We start from the raw sequence: 14,028 nt of genomic DNA, 5'->3' as shown, positions 1-14,028 counted from the left end.
AAGGCCGTTCCCCATGAAATTTATTTCCGTACGGATCTATTTGCGGCTATCTGGCGTCAGTTTTGCGACCGGAGCCACACTTGCGTTGCCAGGTCGTCATGGACTTTACGTTCCTGCACGGCCTGTTTTCCGGCCAGCGCCTTCTCGTTCTTTTCCAGTACCTGGCCCAGCACTTCGCACTTGACGTATGCCTGGTTCAGCGCGCGCTGCGACACGGCCATGTCGGCCTCGTGCATCGTGAGGTCGAGCCGGTGGCTGTCCGCCATCGCCAGCACGGCCTGCTTGTAGTCGCCGCAATTGGCCGCCAGCGCGATCGGCAGGCTGCCGGACGCGCCGCTGTTGACGGCCAGGCTGTGCAGCCGCTCCAGGTTTTTCTTGTAGCGCTCGGCGGTGGCCACTTTCGCGGCCTGCGCGGCCTGCAGCTTTTCCAGCTCGGTATTGCGCAGCGCGACCAGCGAGGTCAGGTTCTGGATCAGCAGGCGGTCCGTCATTTCATCAACCTTTCAAGTCCTTCCACGCAGCCGGTATAGGGCGCGTCTTCCTTTGTGCCCTGGCACAGGAAGTTTTCGATATGCGGGTTCAGCTGCACGGCACGGTCGGTGACCGGATCGGCGCCGGGCACGTAAGCGCCCAGCGGGATCAGGTCGCGCACGCGGTCGTGCTTGGCCATCGCCGCCTTCAGCGAACGCGCCGCCAGCATGTGTTCCTTGCTGATGATGCCGTTCATGCAGCGGCTGATCGACTGGCCGACGTCGATCGCCGGATAATGGCCGCGCTCGGCCAGCGAACGGGTCAGCACGATGTGGCCGTCCAGGATCGCGCGCGCCGTGTCGACGATCGGGTCCTGCTGGTCGTCGCCCTCGGCCAGCACCGTGTAGATGGCGCTCATCGAGCCGTTCTCGTGTTCCCCATTGCCGGCCGATTCCACCAGCTGCGGCAGGTTCGAGAACACCGACGGCGGATAACCCTTGGTGGCCGGCGGCTCGCCCAGCGCGAGCGCCACTTCGCGCAGCGCCATCGCGTAGCGTGTCAGCGAATCGACCAGCAGCAGCACGTTCTTGCCCTGGTCGCGGTAATGCGCCGCGATCGTATGGCACAGCTCGGTCGCCATCACGCGCATCATCGGCGACTCGTCGGCCGGCGCGATCACCAGCACGGCCTTCTTCAGGCCTTCCGGGCCCAGCGACATGTCGACGAATTCGCGCACCTCGCGCGAGCGTTCGCCGATCAGGCCCACGACCACCACGTCGGCCACGGTCTGCCGCGTGATAATGCCCAGCAGCACCGATTTGCCGACGCCGGAACCGGCCATCAGGCCGACGCGCTGGCCCTTGCCCAGGGTGAGCATCGAGTTGATGGCGCGCACGCCCACGTCGAGCGGTTCGTGCACCGGCTTCTTGCGCAGGGGATTGACGCGCGGTGGCTGCATGTCCAGCTCGTGCTCGCCGGTCAGCTTGCCGAGGCCGTCGATCGGCTCGCCCAGGCCGTTGACCATGCGGCCCAGCCAGCCCTGGCCGATCTTCAGCGTGACCTTGTCCTGCTGGGGCAGCACGCGGGCGCCCGTCTGCAGGCCGATGGCCTTCTTGAACGGCATCAGGTACGACACCTTGTCGCGAAAGCCCACCACCTGGGCGTCGAGCCACTGGCCGTCGACCGTTTCGATGCGGGCGCGCTGGCCCGTATGCAGCGGGCAGCCGACCGCCTCCAGCAGCAGGCCGGATGCACCGACCAGCCGGCCGGTCGGCGTAGCCATCGGCACCGCATCCAGTTCCAGCTTGCGCAGTGCGTCCGCGATCATTCTTCGCCCTCGTCGTCATCGCCGCTGTCGGCGGCTTGCAGCTGGCGGTCCACCTGGTCCATCACGGCGGCCAGGCGCTGCGTGCAGCCGGCATCGACTTCGTTGTCGCCGGCGCGGATGCGGCATTCGCCCGCGTCCAGGCCGGCATCGGCGATCAGGTTCCACTTCTTGGCGCGCTTCGGGTCCAGTTCGGACACGCGCTTCAATTCTTCCGGATTCAGGTAGACGTCGATGTCGTCGCGCGTCGGCGGCATCGACGCCAGCGTTTCATCCACCAGGGCCATGATCTGCACCGGCTGCAGCGCCAGCTCGGCGCGGATCACCGAACGCGCCACCTTGGCCACCAGGTCCACCACTTCCTTGCGCTGCGCGGCGCGGTAGTCGCTGCGCAGCTTCTTCAGGCTTCTCAGCATCGCGTCGATGGGGCGGGCCAGCTCGTCGAGGGCGACCGTGGTCTCGGCGCGGCCTTCTTCGCGGCCCTGGGCGATGCCCTGCACGCGGCCGGCTTCGAAGCCTTCTTCCTGGCCGCGCTGCAGGCCGATCTCGTAGCCGTCGCGCTGGCCCTGTTCGAATCCCTCGCTGATCGACGCCTGCCATGCGGCCGGATCGGGCGTGCCGGTGCCGTCACCACGCGCCGCGGGCGGCGTGTGGTGCGACAGCGGCGGGAAGCGATAGGGGCGGAACTGCTTCATTCGACCACCGTCTCGGCGAACAGCTGCACTTCGACTTCGCCGGAATCGGCCAGCGCCTTGACGGTGGCCATGATTTCCGAACGGGCAGCCTCGATACGCGACGACGGCACCGGGCCGGCACGGCGCATCATGTCTTCGAACGCCTGCGCCTGGCGCTTCGGCATCGTCTTCAGCACCGCGTCGCGGATCGACGGCTCGGCACCCTTCAGCGCGATGGCCCACTGTTCCAGCGGCACTTCCTCGATGATGCGGGTCAGCACGGCCTCGGTCTGCGTCGCCAGGATCAGGAAGTCGTACATCGACAGCTCGATCTGCTCGACGATCGACGGATCGTGCGCACGCAGCAGTTCCACGACCTGGGCGCGGTTGCCCGGCAGGCGGTTGAGGATCTCGGCGACCTGCTTGACGCCTTCGATGCTGGTGCTCTGCATGTCGAACGACGCCAGGCAGCGGTCGACCAGTTCGTCCAGCTCGGCCAGCAGGTCGCGGTCGATCTCGTCCAGGCGAGCCAGGCTCAGCAGCACAAGGTCGCGGCCTTCGACCGGCAGGCCGTCGATGATCTGGCCGGCCAGCGCGGGCGGCAGGAAGGCCAGGAACACGGCCTGGATGCGCACGTGTTCGTTGGCGATGTAGTCGGCCAGCCACTTCGGCGACGCCCACTGCAGGCGCGCCATCTTCGGGCGCAGTTCGTCGCCGTAGATGTTGTTCAGCACGGTGTTGGCGATGTCGCCGCCCAGCGCCAGGTCCAGCGAGCGCTTCAGGTATTGCCGCGAGGCGCCGTGCACGCCGGACTGCTGGCGGTAATCGTCGAAGAAGGTCTGGATCGCGTTCTTCACGGCTTCGACCTTGATGCCGCTCATGCGCGACATGACCTGCGTCACTTCCAGCAGTTCCTCGCGCGACAGGCAGCGCAGCACGGCAGCCGCCTGTTCCTCGCCGATCGACAGCAGCACGATGGCCGCTTGCTCGACGGGGGAGAGGGTTGCACCTTCGATCGGTGCCAGATCGTTCAGATTCGCGTTCATGTTATTGAGCTCGGCCATTTTTCTGCATCCACTGTTTGACGACTTCCGCAACACGTTCCGGCTCTTTCTCGGCCAGAACCTTCAGGTGATCGACCATCACATCGACCGGCGAACCGGCAGGCGGCAGATCATAGTTTTCCAGCAGCGGCTGGACGGCAATGCCGGCGGCGCCACCGTCGGCCAGCGCCGGGAGGATCGCGGCACCGTTCGCGTCGACACCGGAGGCGCCCAGCGCAGCCGGTGCGGCGCTGCCGGCCGGCAGTGCTTCGACGCTGCCCGGCAGGGCGGCGGCGTCGCCGGCGCGGCGTTCCTTGCCGCTGCGGGTATCGAGCGCGACCGGTACCGGAGCAGCCGGGGCCAGGCGGTTCGTCAGCAGTTTCAGCAACGGTCGCAGGATCAGGAAGTAACCCAGCAGTGCAGCCAGTGCGTAGCTGACCCAGCCGCCGATATCGACGATGTTGTCACGCTCTTCCCACCATTGCACCGGTGCCGCCTTGGCCGGGAAGCGCATTGCCGACACCACCAGCGTATCGCCGCGTTCCTCATTGATGCCCAGGCCGTTGCGCAGCACCTTGTCCACATTGGCCAGCTCGGCAGCGCTCCAGCCCGTTTTCGGATCGGCGGCGGCAGCCTGCGCCAGCACGATCGCCACGTTCTGGCGTTCCAGGCGGCCACGGGCGCGTTTGGTTTGCACGATACTGCGATCGTAGGCGTACTGGCGCGTGGTTGCGTTCTTGCGGGCCGTGCCCTCGGGCTGCTGGGCCGGTGCGCCGGCGGCGCCATCGGCAGCGGCGTCCGGAGCGGCCGGGGCTGCTTCGGACGGCGGGCGGTTCGACAGCGTGCCCGGCACGCCCATCACCATGCGGTTGCGGTCCTGCTCTTCGCGCATCGCTTCGCTGGTGACCTTCGGCGCTTCGCCGAATTTCTCGACCGTTTCCTCGACCTTGTCGTTGTCGACCGAGGCGGTGACGCTGATCTTGAAGTTGTCGTCGCCGACGATCGGACCCAGCAGGCCGCGCACATTGTTCTTGATCTCGTCCTGGATGCGCTTCTGGCCTTCGTTGCCGGCCGCATTCGCATCGAAACCGTCGGACAGGTCGACGTGCGAGCTCAGCAGGTTGCCGGCCTGGTCCACCAGGCTGACGCGGGTCGGATCCAGGCTGGCGACGGAACCAGCCACCATGTTGACCACGGCGGCGATGTGTTCCGGCGACAGGTTGCGGCCCGGCTTCAGGCCGATGACGACGGCGGCCGACGACTTTTCGCCATCGGACGACACGAACGACGTCGACTTGGCGATCGACAGGTGGACGCGGGCCGAAGCGATCGCATCCAGGGTCATGATGCTTTGCGACAGTTCGCCTTCCAGGCCGCGCCGGAAACGCACGTCCTGCACGAACTGCGACACGCCCAGCGGATCGTTCTTGTCCATCAGTTCCAGGCCGGCCGGCAGCTGCGCCGTCACGCCCTTCGACGCCAGCAGCATGCGCACCTTGCCCAGCATCGATTCGGGCACCAGCACCTGGCCGCTTTCCGGATGGATGCGGTAGGGAACCGCTTCGGCGTCGAGCACGGTCATCATGTCGGCCGCCACGACTTTTTCACGGGCACCGAAAACGGCCTTGTAGCCGGACTGGTCTTTCCACAGGAACATCAGCACGATGGCCGTGACGCCGACAGCCAGCAGCAGCATCGGATACAGGTTCTTGACGAGGGCAGGGGGCAAGGCGGGCGCGCCATTGCCGCGCACGCGCCCAAAAGCGGACTTAAGGGTGTCGATCACGTCGGACTTTCAGCAGAGAAGGTAAGGCAGGATGAGAACGGCGAATGCAGCGTCGGCTAAATTCAGCGTCAGCCAATTACAACGGCAGCTTGATGAGCTCGTCGACGGCGCCCATCACTTTATTGCGGACTTGCATCAGCATCGAGAACGAGAGGCTGGCTTCCTGGCTGGCCAGCATGGCGCCCACCAGGTCGTCGCTGCGGCCGGCGTCGACATCGGCCATTTTTTCACCCGCGGCACGGTCGGCCGCGTTCACGCTGGAGACAGCGCTCATCATCGCTTGCGCGAACGAGCCACCGGATTGCCCGGCGCCGGCGCCGGCGCCTTGCGCGCCGAACTGTGCGGCCGGTGCGATCGAACCTGCCTGTGCGGCGAGATCGGACGCGGCGTTGGTCAGTGCCGCGAGGTCCATCTTGATCATGCCGGCGAAATCATTTGCCATCTGCCATCTCCACTTGAATACAACGTTGAACTTCGTCCTGCCGCCGGCGCGGGGTCAACCTTCAAAAATTGCTTAACATCATCAATTCTTGCTGCCGGCTTGCTTGTGGGTATCGGTCGCCAGCGCTGCAACTTGATACTCACTGAGAAAAACTCCCGATTTTCTTTTCCCGCCTCGGCGGTTAAAAAAAGCATGGCCGTTTTAAATGGGTCACTCGGTTGTTATTGGTCGGGAACGATTAGTCGCGCTGCGTTGTTCCGAATGTAAGAAACTTGAAATCGTGGCAAAACTCGTTAAAAATCATGCACTAAGCACCAATCCGTTAAATCCCGGGTATTTGCTGTCCAGCAGCATTAATTGGCGCCCGATAGAAAGAAGCTTACCGCGTGGAAACAACACTGTAAAGGGGCATTTCAATCGTGCGCGGGTATTGTTGCGTGGCAATATGCGGCGAATTCGGGTAAGCTACGCGCCTGCACGGCCCCATTGTGGTGTTTGCGCACATTTGCGCTACGATGTGGCGTGCAGAGGAAAACAAGACCATGACCATGCTAACCACCACCGCACCGCACCAGGTACTGGATCCGAGCCTGCTGGGCCGCCCGGTGCACCGCCTGCCGCAGTTCGCCGCCCAGCTGCGCGACGACCTGGCCGCCGCGCTGCGCCAGCCTGCAAGCAGGCGTTACTGGAGCGGTACGGAGGTCGAGCACGTCGGTTTTTCACAGCTGGGCGGCAGCGAGCCGCGCATGCGCTGGCAATATTTCGCGGCCGGCACCGGCGTGATCGGGTTTGCGATCGATCGCCCGATACTGCTGGCCGCGCTGGACCAGCGTTACGGCGCCGGCAAGGGTGCCATCCCGGCGCCCGATGCCAGCCAGGTGCGCGTGACCGCCACGGAGGAACGCCTTGGTGTTGCGCTTGGACAACAGCTGGCCCATGTGGTGGCCTCGCGCATCGCCGCCAGCGTGCCGGGCGGCCAGCCGCTTGGCGCGCCGCTGCCGCCCGCGGCGGCCACTGCCGGCGGCCAGCCCGAAAAGGGCACCTGGGTCGTGACGATGAATGTGCGCGCCGGTGAACTGGCGGGCAAGGTATGGTTTGCACTGGATAAGCATTTGATATCCGACGTCCTGCGCGCGCTGGTGCCGGGACGGGAGTCGACCACGGGCCGGCAGGCGAAGCCGGTGGCCCCGCTGGCGCAGCGGCTGCAGGTGACGCTTGCCGGGCAGCTGGTGAGCAAGGAAGTCACGCTTGGCGCGCTGTTCGACCTGAGGATCGGCGATGTGATTCCGATCAGCCTGCACAGGGCGGACGTGATGCTCGAGGATTCGCGGCTGTATACCGCCGCGGTCACGGAGCACAAGGGAAAGCTGTGCCTGACCTCTTTTGAAGACATCGAATGACTATGATGAACGTGAACGCAAACGGCAACAACGATGCGCTGCTCGACGACACCGAAGAAATGATCATCGAACCGGTGGCCGGCGAACTGGCCGATGACTTCACCCACGCGCCGCGTGCGCCGCGCCGCGATTTGCCGCAGATGATGCGCAAGATTCCCGTGACCCTGACTCTCGAGGTGGGTTCGGCGCGCATTTCCCTGCAGGACCTGATGAACATCGGCCCGGACAGCGTGGTCGAACTCGACGCGCTGGCCGGCGAACCGCTGGTCATCAAGGTGAACGGCACCGCGATCGGGCGGGCCGAGGTGGTGGTGGCGGGCGAGAACTATGGTTTGAAAGTGATCGACCTGGACGGACTCAATCTCGACATGATGACTTCATGACGAGGGTGAGCGCGACGGCGCAGGCCGCTCTCGTGCCGGTCATCGGTAAACTGCACAGGCCGGCCGCCGCGGCCGGCATCGCCGCATTCCTCGCGCTGGCGCTGCCCGTGCTGGCATTCGCCCAGGAGGGCGGCAATACGCCGGACCTGCTGGCAGGGGTGGTGCCCGGCGCGCGCACCGACCTGTCGGTGAAGATGCAGATCCTCGTCATCATGACCCTGCTGGGCCTGTTGCCCGTGATGGTCATGATGATGACGAGCTTTACCCGCTTCGTGATCGTGCTGTCGCTGCTGCGTTCCGCGCTCGGCCTGCAGCAGGGCCTGCCGAACCGGATCATCACCGGCATCGCCCTGATCCTCACCGTGCTGGTGATGAAACCGGTCGGCGACCAGGTCTGGCGCGACGCGTTCGTGCCGTACGACCAGGACCGCATCGGCCTGCAGGATGCGCTGAAGATCGCCGAGCAACCCGTGTCCCGTTTCATGCTGGCCCAGACCAGCAAGGCCGCGCTGCGCCAGATCGCCACGCTGGCGGGCGAGCAGAACGTGGCCAATCCGATGCAGCACGGCTTCGCCGTGAAACTGGCGGCCTTCGTGCTTTCCGAACTGAAGACGGCGTTCCAGATCGGCTGCATGCTGTTCATCCCGTTCCTGATCATCGACCTGGTGGTGTCCTCCGTGCTGATGGCGATGGGCATGATGATGCTGTCGCCGCTGGTGATTTCGCTGCCCTTCAAGCTGCTGCTGTTCGTGCTGGTCGATGGCTGGACACTGACCGTGAACACGCTGGTCACGAGTATCCAGGCGTATTAGGTAATCACAGGGAAAACAATGCTGACGCCCGACGTGGCCGTCGACCTGGTGGTCGAGGCCCTGAACATCGTGATGGTGCTGGTACTGGTGCTGGTGGTGCCCGGCCTCGCCGCGGGCCTCGTCGTGGCGCTGTTCCAGGCCGCCACGCAGATCAACGAGCAGACCCTGTCGTTCCTGCCCAAGCTGCTGATCACGCTGCTGGCCATCATCATGACGGGGCGCTGGATGGCCGGCTACCTGATGGACTATTGCGTGTCGATCTTCACCCGCGCGGCCACGCTGGTCGGCTGACCCGGCAGGATGGAACAGGTCCTTGCCAACCTGCTGCCACTGCTGAACGCGCTGTGGTGGCCGTTCGTGCGCTCGATGGCACTGCTGTCGGCGGCGCCGGTGCTGGGCGACGCGATGGTGCCGGTGATGATCCGCGTGCTCGTCTCGGTGGCGATCGCGGTCATGATGCTGCCGGTGACAGGCAAGGCGCAGATTGTCGAAGACCCGTTTACGCTGGCGATGGTGGTGGCCACGGTGGAGCAGGGCATCATCGGGTTCGTGCTGGGGCTGGCGTTCTACTTCGCGATGTCCGTGATCGGCGTGCTGGGCTACATCGTCTCGTCGCAGATGGGCTTTTCGATGGCGGTGATGAACGACCCGCTGAACGGCACGTCGTCGGACGTGGTATCGACGCTGCTGAACATGCTGGCGATTATCGTTTTCTTCGCCATCGACGGCCACCTGGTGATCATCAACGTGATCGGCGCCAGCTTCAAGGCATGGCCCCCGGACGGCGGCTTCGGTCCGCTGCTGCTGCAAACCGTGGCCTGGAACGTGGCGTGGATCTTTTCCGCGGCGATGCTGCTGGCGATCCCGGTGGTGTTCTCGACGGTCGTGGTGCAGATCGGTTTCGGCTTCCTGAACCGCGTGGCGCCCTCGCTGAACCTGTTCTCGCTGGGGTTTTCGGTGATCACGCTGTTCGGCCTGTTGATGCTGGGGCAGGTGGTGCGCTTCATTCCCGACCACTACACGCGGATGTCGGCGCAGGTGCTGGAAATGATCCGGCAGCAGATGACGGCGGAGGAGGCCAGGCGCAATGGCTGAGGGCGGCGACAAGACCGAGAAGGCGTCACAGCAGAAGCTGAAGAAGGCGCGCGACGAAGGGCAGGTCACCCGTTCGAAGGATCTGGCGACCGCGATCGGCATTCTGGTCAGCCTGCGCCTGTTCGTCTACCTGCTGCCCGATTACCTGGCCCATTTCCGCGCGATCTTCGCGGCCAGCTTCGTCGGGCTCGATAGCGGCGACGTGTTGATGAACGCCATGTCGGACGTGTTCTACGAAGCCAGCATCCTGCTGGTGAAGATGGTGGCGCCGCTGTTCGTGGTGCCCCTGTTCATCGTGCTGGCCTCGTTGCTGCCGGGTGGCTGGGTGTTCAGCTCGAAGAACCTGATGCCGAAGTTTTCCAAGATGAATCCGGTCCCCAACCTGGGCCGGCTGTTCTCCGGCAAGCATTTCTTCGAGCTGGGGCTGTCGATCGCCAAGGCGACAGTGCTGATCGCGGTGCTGGTGCACACGGCGCGTTCCACGCTCCACCAGTACACCCGGCTGCAGGGGATGCCGCTGCAGTCGGCAATGGTCGACGGTGCGGCGCTGATGCTGGACGGCGTGATGGCGATGGTGGTGATCTTCGTGCTGTTCGCCATCCTCGACGTGCCCGCGCAGGCGTTCTTCTTTGCCAAGAACCAGCGCATGAGCAAGCAGGACCTGAAGGATGAGCACAAGAGCAGCGAGGGCCGGCCCGAAGTGAAGGCGCGGATCCGCCAGCTGCAGCGGGCGATGTCGCAGCGCGCAGCGCGCAAGACGGTACCCACGGCGGACGTGGTGGTCGTCAACCCCGAGCACTATGCGGTAGCCCTGAAGTACGACGACAAGCGCGCCGAGGCGCCGTTCGTGGTGGCCAAGGGCGTCGACGAGCTGGCCCAGTACATCCGCCTGATCGCCGAGGAGCACGATATCGAGGTGCTGCGCCTGGCCCCGCTGGCGCGTGCCATCTACAATACCGCGCAGGTCAACCAGCAGATCCCGGTGCCGCTGTACCAGGCGGTATCGCAGGTGCTGCATTACGTGTTCCAGATGAAGGCATTCCGTACCGGCGGCAGGTCCGCCCGGCCGGCGTTCCCCGACCAGATTGTGGTACCAACATCGATGAGTGAGGCTTCCGAAACATGAATTTCCTGAACTCCCTGGTGGCCGAACTGCGCCGCCACAAGTTCGCCACGCCGCTGTTCGTGATGTCCATCCTGGCGATGATCATCCTGCCGCTGCCGCCGATCCTGCTGGACGTGCTGTTCACGTTCAATATCGTGCTGTCGCTGATCGTGATCCTCGTGTCGGTGCAGGCCAAGCGCCCGCTGGACTTCTCCGTCTTCCCCACCGTGATCCTGACCACCACGATGCTCAGGCTGACGCTGAACGTGGCGTCCACCCGCGTGGTGCTGCTGCACGGCCACGAGGGGACGCATGCGGCCGGCGCCGTGGTCGAGGCCTTCGGCAACGTCGTCATCGGCGGCAATTTCGTGGTCGGCCTGGTGGTGTTCGTGATCCTGATGATCATCAACTTCGCCGTCGTCACGAAGGGCGCCGAGCGGATTTCGGAAGTGTCGGCGCGCTTCACGCTCGATGCGCTGCCCGGCAAGCAGATGGCGATCGACGCCGACCTGAACGCGGGCCTGATCAACCAGGACAAGGCCCAGCTGCGCCGCAAGGAGGTGGCGATGGAAGCGGACTTCTACGGCGCGATGGACGGCGCCTCGAAGTTCGTGCGCGGCGATGCGATCGCCTCGATCCTGATCCTGATCATCAATCTGGTCGGCGGCGTGGCGATCGGCTCGATCATGCAGGACATGAGTTTCGGCGACGCGTTCCGCCAGTACGCGCTGCTGACGATCGGCGACGGCCTGGTGGCGCAGATTCCTGCGCTGCTGCTGTCGGCCGCGGCGGCGATCATCGTCACCCGCGTATCGGATGCGGGCGACTTCGAGGAAGAGGTGAGCGCCCAGTTGCTGGCCAATCCGAGCGTGCTGTATTCGGCCGCCGGCCTAATGGTGATCATGGGGGTGGTGCCGGGCATGCCGTGGCTGCCGTTCCTGTCGTTCGGCGGCGCGCTTGCCTATGTCGGCTGGCGCATGCAGCAACGCGGTGTCGCGCCACCCGATACGAAGGGCCTCGAAGCCATCGAGGCCGTGCTGCGCGAGGACAAGACGCCGGAACTGGAGTGGCAGAGCCTGCCGATCGTGCATCCGCTGCAGGTGCTGCTGGGCTACAAGCTGGTCGGCATGGTCGACAAGGCGCATGGCGAGGTCCTGACGAAACGGGTGCGCGGCGTGCGGCAAAGCCTGTCCGAAGCGATGGGCTTGGTGTTGCCGCCGATCGGCGTGCGCGACGACCTGGGCCTGAAGCCGTCGCAGTACTCGGTGGTGCTGGGCGGCGCGGTCATTGCCCAGGCCGAGGTATTTCCCGACCGGCTGATGGCGATCCCGTCGCCCAACCTGTATGGCCAGATCGACGGTATTCCGGGCGTGGAACCGGCCTATGGCATGCCGGTCGTGTGGATCGAGCCTGGCGACAAGGCCCAGGCCCTGGGCCTCGGCTACCAGGTAGTGGAAGCGCCCAGCGCGATCGCCACGCACCTGTCGAAGCTGATCCGCGAATACCTGCCGGAGCTGTTCCGGCACGACGACGTGGCCGCGGTCGTGGAACGCCTGACCGCGCTGGCGCCGAAGCTGGGCTCTTCGCTCGACAAGGCACTGACGCACACGCAGCTGCTGCGCGTGTTCCGCGTGCTGCTGGCCGAGAACGTGTCACTGAAGGATATCGTGCCGATCGCCACCACGCTTCTGGACAGTTCGGAAACCACCAAGGACCCGATCCTGCTGGCGGCCGAGGTACGCTGCGCGCTGCGACGGCAGATCGTGTCCGCGCTGTTCGGCCAGAGGAAGGAGCTGCTGGCCTTTAACCTGGGCGGCGAGCTGGAAAACATGCTGCTGGGTTCACTGAACCAGGCGCGCCAGTCCGGCAAGGTAGTGCTGGACAACTATCCGATCGACCCGCACCTGCTGGGCCAGCTGCAGGTGAACATGCCGGTCGCGCGCGAGCAGATGAAGCAGCAGGGCACGCCGCCGCTGCTGCTGGTGCTGCCGCAGATCCGTCCGCTGCTGGCGCGCTACGCCCGGCTGTTTGCACCGGGGCTGCACGTGCTGTCGTATAACGAAGTGCCGGAAAATCGCGAAGTCTCGATCATCGGCACGGTGGGGTGACGCAGGGGTTTCGTGGAGCCTGCTCCACGCCTGCGGAACGGTCTTGGCCTGCCAGCCAGGACCTGGGGAAGGGGTTTCGTGGAGCCTGCTCCACGCCTGCGGAACGGTCCTGGCCTGCCAGCCAGGACCTGGGGAAGGGGTTTCGTGGAGCCTGCTCCACGCCTGCGGAACGGTGCTGGCCTGCCAGCCAGGACCTGGGGAAGGGGTTTCGTGGAGCCTGCTCCACGCCTGCTGAACGGTGCTGGCCAGCACCTGGGCATTACATTACCGGGGCCGGCCGCGACAGCAGCACGGCCATTTCGGCGATTGCCTTGAATAGCGGCGCCCCGAGCATGGCGACCTGCATGCGGCCGGGCTGGGCGTGGCCGGGCGCCGGCAGTTCCCGCGCCAGCCGCACGCGCAGCAGGTGAACGCCGCAGCGCCGGGCAATGTCGCCGATCTCGCGCAGCAGCGTGCGCATGTGTTGCAGTGCGCCGGCCTGCGCCGCGCCAATGTCCAGCAAGGTGCCGCCCGCTGCCGGTTCCATCTGCAGTACCACCTTGCCGAGCTCGGCCACGTAGACTTCCAGCCGCAGGGCCACGCGCGGCTGCTGGCGCGGCTGCGTCGCATCGTCGCCATCGTCCGGCTGCAGGGTGACGACCCGCAGCACGAGCTTTTCGGCACCCCACGCATACACGGCAAAGCGCCAGGCATCGAGTTCCGACACCAGCTGCGCCGGCAGGCGGGCGCCGCGCAATACGTGCGGAGCACCCTCGGCCAGGAACAGGCTGGCGGGCACGTGCCTGCCGTGGGCCTGCGCCAGCAGCGCATTGCGCTGTTCGGCATAGGTGCGGATCATCGCCATCCACGAAGCGGCCATGGCCGAGGGCTCCGGCGCATGGGACACCAGCTGGCGCGCCATGAACAGCTGGTTCGGCTGCATCGACGCGGCATCGGCCAGCAGCGCTTCGGCGGCCAGCGCACCGGCCAGCACGGCCGGTGTTTGGGATCCGGCGGCCAGCCTGCCTTCCATCGCCTCGAGCAATGCGCCGACTGCGGCTGGCACGGCCGGGTCGAAGCGCTCCATCGGCGTCCCGCCCGGCGCCGGCGCCGGTGCCGGCTGCTGCTGGCCGGGCCGCTCGCGGGCGACCCGCTCGGGAATCGTCAGCGCCGCGCTGGAAGGGGAAATTCGGTCGATGGCCATTGCACCAGCTTATCATGCGTGAATAAAAAAAAAGCCAACCGGCATGCGGTTGGCCCTGTGCGCCGCCGGCCCCCTTTTTCTAGCCGGGACCGGCGAACCCCGTAGCGATTACTGCAGCAGGGACATGACCAGCGAAGCCTGGCTGTTCGACTGCTTCAGCATGGCGGTGCCGGCTTGCAGCAGCATCTGGTTGGACGTCATC

Annotated in this window: 14 protein-coding genes; 7 read left to right on the top strand and 7 right to left on the bottom strand. The window is 65.5% G+C overall.

The features are described 5' to 3' along the window. Window positions 1-56: 56 nt before the first annotated feature. The 6 genes from FHS02_RS11040 to fliE all read right to left on the bottom strand — a co-directional run bounded on the left by FHS02_RS11040 (window position 57) and on the right by fliE (window position 5,740). Window positions 57-491, bottom strand: coding sequence for a flagellar FliJ family protein (locus tag FHS02_RS11040; protein WP_137313465.1), 435 nt, complete (start codon window positions 489-491; stop codon window positions 57-59). Then, on the bottom strand, window positions 488-1,798 hold the full coding sequence (gene fliI, locus FHS02_RS11035) for a flagellar protein export ATPase FliI (RefSeq protein ID WP_137313464.1): 1,311 nt from the start codon (window positions 1,796-1,798) through the stop codon (window positions 488-490). The genes FHS02_RS11040 and fliI overlap by 4 nt, the downstream gene beginning before the upstream one ends. Beyond that, window positions 1,795-2,490, bottom strand: coding sequence for a flagellar assembly protein FliH (gene fliH / locus FHS02_RS11030; RefSeq protein ID WP_137313463.1), 696 nt, complete (start codon window positions 2,488-2,490; stop codon window positions 1,795-1,797). Before fliH ends, fliI begins: the two co-directional genes overlap by 4 nt. Further along, window positions 2,487-3,515 carry a flagellar motor switch protein FliG gene (locus tag FHS02_RS11025; RefSeq protein WP_229422581.1) on the bottom strand — a complete coding sequence of 343 codons (1,029 nt, stop codon included), beginning with the start codon at window positions 3,513-3,515 and terminating at the stop codon, window positions 2,487-2,489. Before FHS02_RS11025 ends, fliH begins: the two co-directional genes overlap by 4 nt. A 1-nt stretch (window position 3,516) precedes the next feature. After that, window positions 3,517-5,298: a flagellar basal-body MS-ring/collar protein FliF gene (fliF, locus tag FHS02_RS11020; RefSeq protein WP_137313461.1), complete on the bottom strand. Its 1,782-nt coding sequence runs from the start codon at window positions 5,296-5,298 to the stop codon at window positions 3,517-3,519. A 76-nt stretch (window positions 5,299-5,374) separates the two neighbouring features. After that, the gene (gene fliE / locus FHS02_RS11015) at window positions 5,375-5,740 is read right to left on the bottom strand and encodes a flagellar hook-basal body complex protein FliE (protein WP_137313460.1); all 366 of its coding nucleotides are present in this window, start codon (window positions 5,738-5,740) and stop codon (window positions 5,375-5,377) included. 542 nt (window positions 5,741-6,282) lie between these two features. Between fliE and FHS02_RS11010 the strand changes: the two genes are divergently transcribed. Genes FHS02_RS11010 through FHS02_RS10980 form a run of 7 tightly spaced genes read left to right on the top strand, consistent with a single transcriptional unit; the run spans window position 6,283 to window position 12,643 of the window. Next, the gene (locus tag FHS02_RS11010; RefSeq protein ID WP_137313459.1) at window positions 6,283-7,140 is read left to right on the top strand and encodes a FliM/FliN family flagellar motor switch protein; all 858 of its coding nucleotides are present in this window, start codon (window positions 6,283-6,285) and stop codon (window positions 7,138-7,140) included. A 5-nt stretch (window positions 7,141-7,145) separates the two neighbouring features. Next, window positions 7,146-7,523, top strand: coding sequence for a FliM/FliN family flagellar motor switch protein (locus tag FHS02_RS11005; protein WP_217496963.1), 378 nt, complete (start codon window positions 7,146-7,148; stop codon window positions 7,521-7,523). After that, on the top strand, window positions 7,520-8,335 hold the full coding sequence (gene fliP / locus FHS02_RS11000) for a flagellar type III secretion system pore protein FliP (RefSeq protein ID WP_137313458.1): 816 nt from the start codon (window positions 7,520-7,522) through the stop codon (window positions 8,333-8,335). Before FHS02_RS11005 ends, fliP begins: the two co-directional genes overlap by 4 nt. Window positions 8,336-8,353: 18 nt before the next feature. Next, a complete protein-coding gene (gene fliQ, locus FHS02_RS10995; RefSeq protein WP_137313457.1) occupies window positions 8,354-8,626 on the top strand; it encodes a flagellar biosynthesis protein FliQ in 273 nt (90 codons plus the stop codon). A gap of 9 nt (window positions 8,627-8,635) precedes the next feature. Continuing rightward, window positions 8,636-9,430 (top strand): flagellar biosynthetic protein FliR, encoded by a 795-nt coding sequence (gene fliR, locus FHS02_RS10990; RefSeq protein WP_137313456.1) that lies wholly within the window; start codon window positions 8,636-8,638, stop codon window positions 9,428-9,430. Continuing rightward, the gene (locus tag FHS02_RS10985; RefSeq protein WP_137313455.1) at window positions 9,423-10,556 is read left to right on the top strand and encodes an EscU/YscU/HrcU family type III secretion system export apparatus switch protein; all 1,134 of its coding nucleotides are present in this window, start codon (window positions 9,423-9,425) and stop codon (window positions 10,554-10,556) included. The genes fliR and FHS02_RS10985 overlap by 8 nt, the downstream gene beginning before the upstream one ends. Then, a complete protein-coding gene (locus FHS02_RS10980; protein WP_137313454.1) occupies window positions 10,553-12,643 on the top strand; it encodes a flagellar biosynthesis protein FlhA in 2,091 nt (696 codons plus the stop codon). The genes FHS02_RS10985 and FHS02_RS10980 overlap by 4 nt, the downstream gene beginning before the upstream one ends. A gap of 259 nt (window positions 12,644-12,902) precedes the next feature. Here the strand turns inward: FHS02_RS10980 and FHS02_RS10975 are convergent, their stop codons facing one another. Beyond that, the gene (locus FHS02_RS10975; RefSeq protein ID WP_137313453.1) at window positions 12,903-13,826 is read right to left on the bottom strand and encodes a hypothetical protein; all 924 of its coding nucleotides are present in this window, start codon (window positions 13,824-13,826) and stop codon (window positions 12,903-12,905) included. Window positions 13,827-14,028 lie beyond the last annotated feature (202 nt).

The organism is Pseudoduganella umbonata (assembly GCF_014192225.1).
GTDB classification, from domain to species: domain Bacteria; phylum Pseudomonadota; class Gammaproteobacteria; order Burkholderiales; family Burkholderiaceae_D; genus Rugamonas; species Rugamonas umbonata.
This window is presented reverse-complemented; position numbering and strand designations above follow the sequence as displayed.